General features: G+C 62.8%; 14 protein-coding genes. 8 read left to right on the top strand and 6 right to left on the bottom strand.

Annotated elements, in window-relative coordinates; all coding sequences use genetic code 11:
• Positions 1-37 precede the first annotated feature (37 nt).
• Positions 38-490, bottom strand: coding sequence for a GatB/YqeY domain-containing protein (locus ENE74_RS00390; protein ID WP_127688672.1), 453 nt, complete (start codon positions 488-490; stop codon positions 38-40).
• A 158-nt stretch (positions 491-648) separates the two neighbouring features.
• Here ENE74_RS00390 and carA point away from each other — a divergent pair, with 158 nt between their 5' ends.
• From carA to ENE74_RS00360, 6 genes are all read left to right on the top strand, one after another.
• Positions 649-1,839, top strand: coding sequence for a glutamine-hydrolyzing carbamoyl-phosphate synthase small subunit (gene carA / locus ENE74_RS00385; protein ID WP_127688671.1), 1,191 nt, complete (start codon positions 649-651; stop codon positions 1,837-1,839).
• Positions 1,836-2,207, top strand: coding sequence for a ribonuclease E inhibitor RraB (locus ENE74_RS00380; protein WP_127688670.1), 372 nt, complete (start codon positions 1,836-1,838; stop codon positions 2,205-2,207). The genes carA and ENE74_RS00380 overlap by 4 nt, the downstream gene beginning before the upstream one ends.
• A 32-nt stretch (positions 2,208-2,239) precedes the next feature.
• Entirely contained in the window at positions 2,240-2,593 is a 354-nt protein-coding gene (locus ENE74_RS00375) for a hypothetical protein (RefSeq protein WP_164847334.1), read from the top strand.
• Positions 2,593-5,931 (top strand): carbamoyl-phosphate synthase large subunit, encoded by a 3,339-nt coding sequence (gene carB, locus ENE74_RS00370; RefSeq protein ID WP_127688668.1) that lies wholly within the window; start codon positions 2,593-2,595, stop codon positions 5,929-5,931. Before ENE74_RS00375 ends, carB begins: the two co-directional genes overlap by 1 nt.
• A gap of 79 nt (positions 5,932-6,010) precedes the next feature.
• Positions 6,011-6,487, top strand: coding sequence for a transcription elongation factor GreA (greA, locus tag ENE74_RS00365; protein WP_127688667.1), 477 nt, complete (start codon positions 6,011-6,013; stop codon positions 6,485-6,487).
• A gap of 48 nt (positions 6,488-6,535) precedes the next feature.
• On the top strand, positions 6,536-7,216 hold the full coding sequence (locus ENE74_RS00360; protein WP_127688666.1) for a rhomboid family intramembrane serine protease: 681 nt from the start codon (positions 6,536-6,538) through the stop codon (positions 7,214-7,216).
• 34 nt (positions 7,217-7,250) lie between these two features.
• Here ENE74_RS00360 and ENE74_RS00355 read toward each other — a convergent pair whose 3' ends face one another.
• From ENE74_RS00355 to ENE74_RS00340, 5 genes are all read right to left on the bottom strand, one after another.
• On the bottom strand, positions 7,251-7,469 hold the full coding sequence (locus ENE74_RS00355) for a DUF4170 domain-containing protein (protein WP_127688665.1): 219 nt from the start codon (positions 7,467-7,469) through the stop codon (positions 7,251-7,253).
• 134 nt (positions 7,470-7,603) lie between these two features.
• Positions 7,604-8,161 carry a DUF883 family protein gene (locus tag ENE74_RS18085; protein WP_164847333.1) on the bottom strand — a complete coding sequence of 186 codons (558 nt, stop codon included), beginning with the start codon at positions 8,159-8,161 and terminating at the stop codon, positions 7,604-7,606.
• Positions 8,151-8,591: a hypothetical protein gene (locus ENE74_RS18080; RefSeq protein WP_164847332.1), complete on the bottom strand. Its 441-nt coding sequence runs from the start codon at positions 8,589-8,591 to the stop codon at positions 8,151-8,153. The genes ENE74_RS18085 and ENE74_RS18080 overlap by 11 nt, the downstream gene beginning before the upstream one ends.
• On the bottom strand, positions 8,588-9,010 hold the full coding sequence (locus ENE74_RS00345; protein ID WP_127688663.1) for a hypothetical protein: 423 nt from the start codon (positions 9,008-9,010) through the stop codon (positions 8,588-8,590). The genes ENE74_RS18080 and ENE74_RS00345 overlap by 4 nt, the downstream gene beginning before the upstream one ends.
• Before the next feature lie 62 nt (positions 9,011-9,072).
• Complete coding sequence (locus tag ENE74_RS00340; protein WP_127688662.1) at positions 9,073-9,675, bottom strand: hypothetical protein; 603 nt, start codon at positions 9,673-9,675, stop codon at positions 9,073-9,075.
• Between the two features lie 264 nt (positions 9,676-9,939).
• On the opposite strand from ENE74_RS00340, the gene eno reads away from it, so the two are divergent.
• A complete protein-coding gene (gene eno, locus ENE74_RS00335; RefSeq protein ID WP_127688661.1) occupies positions 9,940-11,214 on the top strand; it encodes a phosphopyruvate hydratase in 1,275 nt (424 codons plus the stop codon).
• Between the two features lie 88 nt (positions 11,215-11,302).
• Entirely contained in the window at positions 11,303-11,614 is a 312-nt protein-coding gene (locus ENE74_RS00330; RefSeq protein ID WP_127688660.1) for an FtsB family cell division protein, read from the top strand.
• Positions 11,615-11,657: the final 43 nt, after the last annotated feature.

Genomic DNA, 11,657 nt, shown 5'->3' with positions numbered 1-11,657 from the left:
GACGAACGGGCTTTGGGCGTGACGCGCGACGGACCTGTTACGACAAAGCCGCCTTTACCAGCCCGCTTGCCTTGCTCATGTCGATCACCGTGCCGTGGCGTTCCTTCAGGACCGCCATCACCTTGCCCATGTCCTTGGGTGTCGTCGCGCCCACTTCCGCCTTGATCGCCTCGATCGCGGCCCGCGTGTCCGCCTCGCTCATCTGCGCGGGCAGAAAGCTTTCGATCACCGCCAGCTCGGCCTGCTCCTTCGCGGCAAGTTCCGTGCGGCCGCCGTCGGTAAACATCGTGATCGATTCGCGGCGCTGCTTCGCCATCTTCTGCAACACATCGACGACGATCGCGTCGTCGTCCGGCATCTGCGCGGCGGTGCGCAGTTCGATGTCACGGTCCTTCAACTTGGCGGAAATCAGGCGCACGGCGGCAAGGCGGTCTTTGTCGCCGGCCTTCATCGCATCGATCTGGGCGGCTTTGATGGCGTCACGAATCATCGCAAAAAATCGGTCCTGTCTGGCGGAAAGAAACAGCTATAACGGAAAAAGAGATTTTTAACAGGAGTTGACCCTGCCGCCCCGCAGGCATAGTGACCCGGCCGTTTAACCCGCTTCAGACGGGCCGTCATCAGAACCAAAAATAAGGACCATAAGCGATGGCAGATGCCAAGACCCTCACCGTGCCCAAAGGAGCCAGCGGGGTATTGGTATTGGCGGACGGGACCTGCGTGTTCGGCCGCGGTTTCGGCGCCGTCGGCGATGCGGTGGGCGAAGTCTGCTTCAACACCGCGATGACGGGTTATCAGGAAGTCATGACCGACCCGAGCTATGCCGGTCAGATCGTCACCTTCACCTTTCCCCATATCGGCAATGTCGGTACGAACCTGGACGATGTGGAGGCCGACCAGCCGTTCGCGCTGGGCTGCGTGGTGCGGCAGGATGTGACCGAGCCGAGCAACTTCCGTAACGTCGCGCCGTTCGATCAGTGGATGAAAGCCAATGGCCGCATCGGCATCTCGGGCGTCGATACCCGCGCGCTGACACGGATGATCCGCGAAAAAGGCGCGCCCAATGCGGTGATCGCGCATGATCCCAAAGGCGCATTCGATCTGCCTGCCCTGATCGCCAAGGCGCGCGAATGGCCGGGGCTGGAGGGGATGGACCTTGCCATCGCCGTGACAGGCAAGGAAAGCCGCGCCTGGACCGGCGGCGCATGGACGCTGGGGCAGGGTTATGGCGACAGCAAAGCCGACGGCCAAAACACACTTCGCCCGCATGTCGTCGCGATCGATTATGGCGCGAAGAACAACATCTTCCGCAATCTGGTGAAGGCCGGGGCGCAGGTATCCGTTCTACCCGCGACCGCGTCATTCGCCGATGTGATGGCGCTGAAGCCCGACGGCGTGTTCCTGTCCAACGGGCCGGGCGATCCGGCGGCGACGGGAGCCTATGCGGTGCCGGTGATCCGGGCTCTGCTGGATGCGGACGTGCCGATCTTCGGCATCTGTCTGGGGCATCAGCTGCTGGCGATCGCGGCGGGTGGCAGGACGGTCAAGATGCATCAGGGGCATCGCGGCGCGAACCATCCCGTCAAGCGCCTGTCCGATGGCCTTGTCGAGATCACCAGCATGAACCACGGCTTTGCGGTCGATACCGACAGCTTGCCCGAGAATGTGAAGCCGACGCATGTCTCGCTGTTCGACGGCAGTAATTGCGGACTGGAACTGACCGACCGCAACGCCTTTTCCGTGCAATATCACCCCGAAGCCTCGCCGGGGCCACAGGACAGCTTCTACCTGTTCGAGCGGTTCGTGGCGGGCCTGACCAAGCAAGGCGCGGACGCATGAGCCTCAAGCTGCCCCCGGTCGATCCCGCCCGGCTGGAAGAGGAATGGGAAGCCGACAAGGGCGTCCTCGCCAGCCTCGCCGCCAATGGCGACAAGGCCCGCACCCCGCGCCCGGTGGACGTCAGCTTCCGGGGCAGCGAGAAGGATCTCGAACGGCTGCTGGAATACGCCAGCCAGTTCGGCTTCGTCGAGCTGGACCGCGAGGAGCCGGAGGACGGCGGCGACCCCTATCTCTTCCTCGAATGCGAACAGGCGGTCGACGAAGCCTCCATCCGCGCGCTGACGCTCAAATGCCTGCAAATCGAAATATTATTCGACGTCGAATATGACGGCTGGGGCTGCGAAGCGGTTACGGGAGCAGTGCATTGAGAAGGGCATGGTTTGTGCCATTCGCTGGCGGCGTGGCACTCTCCACTCTCGCATTTTTGGGTGGATGGATTGTTCAGCAGATGCGCGCTGAGAAGGCGGTTGTCACGTTGGAATATCGCCGCGCCACGGGCTGGTATCCAAAATGGGCCGATGGCAAGGCCGACCCCGCGCGCGATGCGGCAAGCGTTAGCGACTATGTTCTAAAGGCTGCGACCAAATGCGGGTTGCGATCCTGGCGGCTGGAAACCAACGACACCATGACAGATGTTGATGAAACCGCTTGGTTACGCACTGATGCCGGTACGCTGAACGATTCAAGTTTTAATTGCCTAACGTCCTTTGTCAGCCCTCCGTATGTTCGGCTGTTTCGTGAAAGCCTGGAATAATGCCCAAACGCACCGACATCCAATCCATCCTCATCATCGGCGCAGGCCCCATCATCATCGGGCAGGCGTGCGAGTTCGATTATTCGGGGACCCAGGCGTGCAAGGCGCTGAAGGAGGAAGGCTACCGGATCATTCTGGTCAATTCCAATCCCGCCACGATCATGACCGACCCGGAGATGGCGGACGCGACCTATGTCGAGCCGATCACGCCGGAGATCGTCGCGAAGATCATCGAGAAGGAGCGGCCCGACGCGATCCTGCCGACCATGGGCGGGCAGACGGCGCTCAACACCGCGTTGGCGCTGTTCAACGATGGCACCCTGGCGAAATATGGCGTGCAGATGATCGGCGCAGATGCCGAGGCGATCGACAAGGCGGAGGACCGCATCAAGTTCCGTAATGCGATGGATAAGATCGGCCTGGAAAGCGCCCGCTCGCGGATCGCACATACGCTGGAGGAGGCGCTCGACGCGCTGGAGTTCACCGGGCTTCCCTCCATCATCCGCCCCAGCTTCACCATGGGCGGCACCGGCGGCGGCATCGCCTACAACCGTGAGGAGTTCGTGCAGATCGTCACCGGCGGACTGGATGCCTCGCCGACCACCGAAGTGCTGATCGAGGAATCGCTGCTCGGCTGGAAAGAATATGAGATGGAAGTCGTGCGGGATCGCAACGACAACTGCATCATCATCTGCTCGATCGAAAATGTCGATCCGATGGGCGTCCACACCGGCGACAGCATCACCGTCGCCCCGGCGCTGACGCTGACGGACAAGGAATATCAGATCATGCGCAACGCCAGCATCGCGGTGCTGCGCGAGATCGGCGTGGAGACGGGCGGCTCCAATGTGCAGTTCGCCGTCAATCCGAAGGACGGCCGCCTGATCGTCATTGAGATGAACCCGCGCGTGTCGCGGTCGTCGGCTTTGGCGTCGAAGGCGACGGGCTTTCCGATCGCGAAGGTCGCGGCGAAGCTGGCGGTCGGCTACACGCTGGACGAGATCACCAACGACATTACCGGGGCAACCCCTGCGTCGTTCGAGCCGACGATCGATTATGTCGTGACAAAGATCCCGCGCTTCGCGTTCGAGAAGTTCAAGGGCGCCGAACCGCTGCTGGGCACCGCCATGAAATCCGTCGGCGAAGTGATGGCGATCGGCCGGTCGATCCATGAATCGATGCAGAAGGCGCTGCGGGGGCTGGAGACCGGGCTTTCGGGCTTCAATCAGGTCGATCATCTGGTCGGCGCGTCGAAAGACGATATCATCGCCGCCTTGTCCCAACCGACGCCGGACCGGCTGCTCGTCGCGGCGCAGGCCTTGCGCGAAGGCCTAACTGTCGCCGAAATCCACGCCATTGCGAAGTACGACCCTTGGTTCCTGGAGCGGATCAAGGAAATTGTGGAGGCCGAGCAGGAGGTGCTCGATGATGGCCTGCCGCAGGATGCGGACGGGATGCGGCGTTTGAAGTCCATGGGCTTTTCGGACAAGCGTTTGGCCTGGCTGGCGCTGCAATCGGCCAATTTGCGCCCCGGCATGCAGAGGGCGGTGGCGCGCGGGTCCGGCCTGATCCGGGAAGCCGTCGTTGCGATGACGGGCGGCATTACCGAGGATGAGGTGCGCGCGCTGCGCCATCGCCTGGGCGTCCGGCCGGTGTTCAAGCGTATCGACACCTGCGCGGCGGAGTTCGAGGCGAAAACGCCCTACATGTACTCGACCTATGAAGCGCCGAGCTTCGGCGAGCCTGCATGCGAATCTGCGCCATCCGACCGCAAGAAGATCGTCATTCTGGGCGGCGGGCCGAACCGGATCGGGCAAGGGATCGAATTCGACTATTGCTGCTGTCATGCCTGCTTTGCCCTGGGGGATGCAGGCTATGAAACCATCATGGTCAACTGCAATCCGGAAACCGTCTCCACCGATTACGACACATCCGATCGCCTCTATTTCGAGCCGCTGACGGCGGAGGACGTGCTGGAAATCCTGGATGTCGAAAAATCCACCGGAACGCTTGTCGGCGTCATCGTCCAGTTCGGCGGGCAGACTCCGCTGAAGCTGGCGCAGGCGCTGGAGGATGCGGGCATTCCCATCCTTGGCACGTCGCCCGATGCGATCGACCTGGCGGAGGATCGCGAGCGGTTCGCGGCGCTGATCGACCGGCTGAAACTGCGTCAGCCTGCCAACGGCATCGCCCGCAGCCGCGAAGAGGCGATCGCGGTCGCCAACCGCATCGGCTATCCGGTGCTGATGCGGCCAAGCTATGTTCTGGGTGGCCGGGCGATGGAGATCGTCGACGGGCAGGCGCAGCTTGAGGAATATATCGCGACGGCGGTGCAGGTGTCGGGGGATTCCCCGGTGCTGATCGACCAGTATCTGCGCGATGCGATCGAAGTGGATGTGGATGCATTGTGCGACGGCACCGATGTCGTGGTCGCGGGCGTGCTCCAGCATATCGAGGAAGCGGGCGTGCATTCCGGGGACAGCGCCTGCTCATTGCCGCCCTACAGCCTGTCGGCGGACATTATCGCGGAAATTGACCGGCAGGCCGATGTGCTGGCGCGGGCGCTGTCCGTCCGCGGCCTTATGAACATCCAGTTCGCGGTCAAGGATGGCGATGTCTATCTGATCGAAGTCAATCCGCGCGCCAGCCGCACGGTCCCCTTCGTCGCCAAGGCGATCGGCACGCCCATCGCCAAGATCGCCGCGCGGGTCATGGCGGGGGAGACATTGCGCGCGTTGCCGCAGATCGACCGTCACGCCATCAACCACATCGCCGTCAAGGAAGCGGTATTTCCCTTCGCGCGGTTCCCCGGTGTCGATCCGGTGCTGTCGCCGGAAATGAAATCCACCGGTGAAGTCATGGGGATAGACGCCGATTTTGCCATGGCCTTTGCAAAGGCGCAGATCGGGGCGGGCACGCTGCTGCCGCGCGGCGGCACCGTATTCATATCGGTGAAGGACAGCGACAAGGCGGTCATCCTGCCAGCCGCGCGCAAAATCGCGGAGCAGGGCTTTGCGATCGTGGCGACCGGCGGGACCGCGCGCTTTCTGGAAGACAGCGGAATCAAGGTGGAGATCGTCAACAAGGTCGCACAGGGCCGTCCGCATATCGTCGACCGGATCAGGGATGGCGGCATCGATCTTATCTTCAACACGACCGAAGGCTGGCAGTCCTTGAAAGACAGCCAGTCGATCCGGGCCAGTGCGCTGAAACAGAAGATACCGAGCTTCACGACGGCCGCTGCCAGTGTTGCCGCGGTCGATGCGATTGAGGCGCTGCGGGCGCGTCCTCTTGAAGTTCGGTCGTTGCAGTCCTATTATTCTGCGTCGCTGACCTGAACCCCTGCACTTCAGTAAAGCTGCAAACGGCCACTCGCAGGTGGGGCCGTTAGAGACTGTTTTTGACAAAGGAATGTCCATGGCGACCGCCGAAAAGATGCCGATGCTGATGATCGGCTATGAAAAGCTCACGGCGCAGTTGCGGGAACTGAAAGCCGAGCGTCCGCAGATCGTCGATGCCATCGAGGAAGCGCGGGCCCATGGCGATCTCTCTGAAAATGCCGAATATCATGCGGCGAAGGAACGTCAGGGTCAGGTCGAGGCGACGATTGCCGATCTGGAAGACAAGCTGTCGCGCGCGCAGATTATCGATCCGACCATGCTGTCGGGCGACAAGGTCGTGTTCGGCGCGACCGTCACGCTGCTGGATGAGGATGACAAGCCCGTCACCTATCAGATCGTGGGACAAGCGGAAGCGGATGCCAAATCGGGCATGATTTCCTACAACAGCCCGCTGGGACGCGCGCTGATCGGTCGGCAGGTCGGCGACGAAGTGGAAGTCACCGTGCCTTCGGGCGAGAAGTTCTATCTGGTCGACAAGATCGCGTTCATCTGATGCGTTTCTGTCCGACAACCGGGCGATGATCCCCCGCGCACCAGCCCGATGAAGATCCCCCGCGGTCAGATGACCAACTGGCTGGCGATCGTCACGCTTGCGCTGTTCGTTCTGACATGGGGGCTGGGGCAGATCGACTATGCCGCCATCGTCGGCGGCTTCATTCCCTTGCGGCTGAGCGAGCCGACCACCTTTGCCCATGCGATAGGCCCTTTTGCCGTGCCCGTGTGGCTGACGCCGCTGAGTGCGACGCTCATCCATGGCGGATGGGTGCACATTGGCTTCAACTTGCTGATGCTGATGTTCTGCGGTCGTCATGTCGAGCATGTGCTGGGCGCAAAGCTGCTGTTGCTGCTGTATGTGTTGGGCGCTTATGCGGCCGCGCTGGCCGAATGGGCGCTCGATCCCATGGCGGGCGGGCCGATGGTGGGTGCCAGCGGCGCCATTTCCGCGCTGATCGGGACCTATGCACTCATGTACAGCGCCCAGAAAGTCAGACGCATCGGCCCGTTTTCGGCCAACGTCGTCCGCATCGCCTGGCTGGCGGCGGGCTGGACCCTCATTCAGGTCATGATCGGTATCGCAACCCGCGGCGCCGGGCCGGACGAAGGCGTGGGGCAGATCGCGATCGGCGCGCATATCGGCGGTTTCGTGGCCGGACTGTTGCTGACCAGGCCACTGCTGCATCTGCGATTTCGCCAACGCCCGGCGGAACTGGAAACGCGCTGACAGTGGGCGTCCGTGCGGTTTAGCCGAGCGGGGCTTAGCTGTGCTGGTCAGGCTCCAGCAGGCGGTGAAGGTGGACCACCACATATTTCATTTCCGCATCGTCGACGGTCCGTTGTGCCGCCGCGCGCCAGGCTTTTTCCGCCGATGCATAGTCGGGAAACACGCCCACGAAATCGATGGCGCTCAAATCTTCGAAATCGAGGGTCTGCGGATCCTTGACGCGACCACCCATCACGAGATGCATCTTGCTCAATGCCGTTATCCTTGCTGGGGAACAAGGCCAAGGCGGTAGCAGCCCCCTGCGGCTTTTCCAAGGGGACGAGCCAAAGGAAAAGCCGGTTTTCCCGAGGAAAACCGGCTTTTCCCTAGCGCTGCGAAACGCGACGGTTACTTGCGCAACCGGTCGGATGCCTTCTCCACGGCGTTGCCGACGACCTTTTCTGCGGCATGGATCGCGTCGCGGGCAAGGCCGGCCGCTGCATCGGCTACATCCGATGCCTTGGCGCCCGCATGGCCAATCGCCGTGCGCGCTTCGGTCGCGGCATGCCCTGCGCCGGACCGGATGTCCTGCGCGCGATGTTCCAGCGCATCGACCGCCACACTGGCGATCTGCCCGGCTCGCGCGCCGACGGCAGACAACGCGCCCGGCACGGATCGCGCAAGGGCGCGCCCCTTGGGAAAGATGAGGGCGATCATCGCGCCTGCGGCCACCGCGGCGGCGGTCGCTGCAATCGGATGTTCCTGCACGAACGTGTTGGCGCGATCGGCCGCCCGATAGGATTTGTCGCGCGCATCATTGTAGACGATGGCCGCTTTTTCCCGCGATCGGGCGAGACTATCGGCGGTGCTGTCGCGCACGGTTTTCAAACGCTCCGCCGCGGCCTCCGCGGTTTCGCCGGCAATTTCCCGTACGCGGTCGAGCTGTTCGTGGATGTCATTCTTCATCGTCGGTCTCCGGTAGAGGCGGGGGTGCGGGCGTCGTGACGACAGCAGCGGGTGGCGGCGCGGGCGGCAAGTCGGGCGGCAGCGCCCCCACGTCATCGTCGCGAACGATCGGTTGGGGTTGAACGGGCGGCGGCGGCAGCGGTTCCGCTTGCGGTCGACGCAGTCGTCCGATGAGACGGCCAATCGGGCGACGAAACAGCCAAGCCAGCAGGCCCGCGCCGATCGCACCCGCAGCGACAGGATGGCTTCGCACCGTGGCCTTCGCCCGCGTTCCGGCATCCGATACCGCTGTGCGTATCTGTTCCCGCACATCCGCCTTCAGCCGCTCCGGCGCGATGCGCGCACCAAAGGCGCGAGCGTCGGCGATCAATCGGGCGCGCTGTTCCTCAGCCCGCCGGATGGCGGCACGGTAATCCGGTTCGCCCATCATGGTTTCAGTGCCTCTTTGAGCGCGACGATCTTCGCCTTGGCAACGAGGATCAGCCCGACGGCGATCAGTAACGCGCCGACGATGACAATGACTGTCGCGACACCGGGACCGCCGACGACATCCTGCAACGCCAGGATCAGCCCGACCATCAGGGCCAAGGTGGTCGCAAACGTAAGCATCGCGGCCATGCCGATCAGGATCGCCACTTGCCGGATCGCGACGGCGACAAGGCCGGCTCGCACCTTCTGGCGATCCAGTTCGGCATCGGCGTAGCTGCGGGCGCTGTCGACCAGACGGCTGAGCCGACCGCCGATGCTGTCATCGGAAACGTCGTCAGCGATGCCCGCCGTGCCGGTCACCGGCCGGTCATCGGCTGGGGGATTTTCCTCAATCACCAGATACGCTCCGCCCCATGGCATATGTCAGCACAGACTGTGTCAGCACCGGCTGATGGCCGCCCGCACAGGTAAGGCCGCGCAGATCAGGCTTCGTCCGAGCCTGAACCCTTTGCCAGGCGCATAAGCACATAACCGACCACCGCCGCCGCGCCGATCGCGACGGCCGGGCTTTTGCGCACGAAATCGCGGGCATCGCCGACCAGCTGATCGACATCCTTGGCGTCGAGGGATTTGGCCGCGCCTGCGACGGCTTCCGCCGCGTAGCGCGCATAATCGCCATATTGCGGCCCGAGCTTCGCATCAACCGTGCCCGCCGTATCGGCGATCAGCTTGGACAGGCTGTGCATCGCACCGCCCGTGGTTTCCTTGGCGGCACCGGCAGCGGCGCGGGCCGTCTTCGTCGCCTGTTCCTTGATCTGGTCGCCCTGTGCTTTCCAATCGACATTTTCCGTCGCCTTCAGCGCCGCGGCTTTGACTGTCGCAGCGCCTTCCCGCACGGTGTCCTTGACCGACTTCTTGCCGACTGCGGCGGTCTTCAGATCTGCCTTGACCCTGGTCGCGGAGGTGCTCGCCTGCGCCTTCACCTTGCGCGCTGTCGTTTCGCCGCTGGCTACCGTCTTGCGCACGGCACGCTTCGCCGTGGTCTTTGCCTTGGTGCCGTTGGTCTCGTTCAGCGTATCCGCCATGGTTATCCTCCTCGCGATGGTGCGGCGCTCCGGGTGGAGCATCTTCTTTCGGTCAATGCTCGCCGACCGCAACGGTTCCGAAACCGTTATCAGATTTGGGCGAGCAGTGCGATTTTCATATCGATGCCGTTACGGATATCGCGTGGCGCGGCATAAGTGCAACAGTCCGATTGTCGGGCGGCGGCGATGATGGCGGATTGCCATGCAGGCCCGGCATGGCTAAGCGACCGCCTATTGCTGCCTTTCATCCTCAAGGGGACAGACATGACTGCCATTCTCGACATTCACGCGCGCCAGATACTCGACAGCCGGGGCAATCCCACTGTCGAGGTGGACGTGATGCTGGAAGACGGCAGTTTTGGCCGTGCCGCCGTTCCGTCGGGCGCCTCCACCGGCGCTTATGAAGCAGTCGAAAAGCGCGACGGCGACAAGAGCAAATATCTCGGCAAGGGCGTGTTGCAGGCGATCGAGGCGGTGAACACCGAAATCGCCGAAGCCATCACGGGCCTCGACGCTGAGGATCAAGGCGAAATCGATGCCGCCATGATCGCCCTGGACGGCACCGAGAACAAGTCGCGCCTGGGCGCCAATGCGATTTTGGGGGTCAGCCTCGCGACGGCCAAGGCCGCTGCCGATGCTCGCGGCCTGCCGCTCTATCGCTATGTCGGCGGCGTTTCCGCCCATGTGCTGCCCGTGCCGATGATGAACATCATCAACGGCGGCGAACATGCGGACAATCCCATCGACTTTCAGGAGTTCATGGTGATGCCCGTCGGTGCCGAGAATCTGGCGGATGCGGTGCGGATCGGGGCGGAAATCTTCCACACGCTCAAGAAGGGCCTGCATGAAAAGGGTCTCGCGACGGCGGTGGGCGACGAAGGCGGCTTTGCGCCCAATCTCGCCTCGACCACCGATGCGCTGGATTTCATCATGGCGAGCATCGAAAAGGCCGGATACACGCCGGGCGACGACGTGGTGCTGGCACTCGATTGTGCCGCGACCGAGTTTTTCAAGAACGGCAAATACGAGATGGTCGGCGAAGGCAAGTCGCTGACGCCGCATGAAATGGCCGATTATCTTGCTGATCTGACGCGGCACTACCCGATCAAGTCGATCGAAGACGGCATGAGCGAGGATGATTTCGACGGCTGGAAGGCGCTGACGGATGCGATCGGCGACACGGTGCAACTGGTCGGCGACGATCTGTTCGTGACCAATCCCAAGCGCCTTTCGATGGGCATCGACAAGGGCCTCGCCAATTCGCTGCTGGTAAAGGTTAACCAGATCGGCACGCTTACGGAAACGCTCGCGGCGGTATCGATGGCGCAGCGCGCGGGTTACACCGCCGTCATGTCGCATCGTTCGGGCGAAACCGAGGATGCGACGATTGCCGACCTCGCCGTCGCCACCAACTGCGGGCAGATCAAGACCGGCTCGCTCGCCCGGTCCGACCGGCTGGCAAAATATAATCAGCTCATCCGGATAGAGGAAGAACTGGGCGACATCGCCGTTTACGCGGGCCGTTCGATCTTTCGCTGAACGACGGGGGCTAAGCATCTGAAACGGTTGAGCGCGGATTAACCATTTTTCCATTGCAACCGCGATTCGTCTGTGATTCAAGACAAAGATGGTCCATCTCGCGAAGTTACGAATGCTGTTGCTGTCCGCGCTCGGACCGGCGCTTGCCCTCTTCCTGCTGCTGCTGTTCGCCGCTTATGCCGTGTTCGGTTCCAGCGGCATATTGGCTTGGGGCGACTATGCCCGGCAGCTTCAGGACAGTCGTGCCGAGCTGGCAACGGTGCAGGCACAGCGGGACCGGCTCAAGAACCGGGTTGCGCTTCTCGATCCGCGGCGTGCCGACCCCGATATGGTCGATGAACTGGTCCGGCGGGAGCTTAATGTGGGCCACCCCGACGAGGTGATCGTGCCACTGAAGTAACGCGCGTTACCAGTCCGCCGATGGTGCGGCATTTTCATGCGGT

The sequence above is a fragment of the Sphingobium algorifonticola genome, assembly GCF_004005485.1.
In the GTDB taxonomy this organism is placed as follows: Bacteria; Pseudomonadota; Alphaproteobacteria; order Sphingomonadales; family Sphingomonadaceae; genus Sphingobium; species Sphingobium algorifonticola.
The sequence above is the reverse complement of the archived record's forward strand: the minus strand, read 5'-3'. Positions and strand labels throughout refer to the sequence as shown.